Annotated in this window: 2 protein-coding genes; both read left to right on the forward strand. The window is 63.7% G+C overall.

The genetic code is table 11. The features are described 5' to 3' along the window. Positions 1-111 precede the first annotated feature (111 nt). Positions 112-435: a c-type cytochrome gene (locus CKO28_RS27820; protein ID WP_011813960.1), complete on the forward strand. Its 324-nt coding sequence runs from the start codon at positions 112-114 to the stop codon at positions 433-435. 8 nt (positions 436-443) lie between these two features. After that, positions 444-652: twin-arginine translocation signal domain-containing protein (locus CKO28_RS27825; RefSeq protein ID WP_200344795.1), on the forward strand; the 209-nt coding region annotated here is incomplete at its 3' end.

Below are 652 nucleotides of genomic sequence, written 5' to 3' on the forward strand. Positions count from 1 at the left end.
TCTCGGCGATCGTGCAGGCAAGGGTCCTTGAACATTGGTGCATGCCATTCCGTGAATATGTAGGATGATGTCCGGCCATCCCGCGTCAGTCACGCAAGAGGGCTAAGGACCATGCAGAGGCATAGAAAGATCCTGAGGACGTGCATCAGCCTGCTGGCAGGGACCACGCTCGGCCTGGCCCACGCCAGCGATGACGACACCATCTCCCGCGCGGAGCTGATTGCCAACAGCTGCTTCGCCTGCCACGGAGAAGAGGGCCAGGGGGCCGGAAGCATGCCCCCCATCGCCGGCTGGGACCCCGAGATCATGGAGGACTTCATGAAGGGGTTCCGTGAGGGCAAGCGGAATCCATCGGTCATGGACCGGCACGCGACCGGTTATACCGATGAAGAGATCCGCGAAGTCGCCGAGTACCTCAGCGAACTGGAGGAGTGAGGGACACCATGAGAGGATCCATTTCGCGCCGCAGTTTCCTGCAGCTGGGCGCCAGCAGCCTGGGCGTCGCTGCGCTCGGCCCGCTGGTCGGACCCTTGACGGCTCATGCCGGTCAGCAGCTCGACGCCCGGATCGTCGTGATCGGCGGCGGCTCCGCTGGAGCGACCGCAGCCAAATACTTGAAACATTACGCGCCCGGTCTGCGCGTCACCCTCCT

It is taken from the genome of Rhodovibrio sodomensis, from assembly GCF_016583645.1.
GTDB lineage: Bacteria > Pseudomonadota > Alphaproteobacteria > Kiloniellales > Rhodovibrionaceae > Rhodovibrio > Rhodovibrio sodomensis.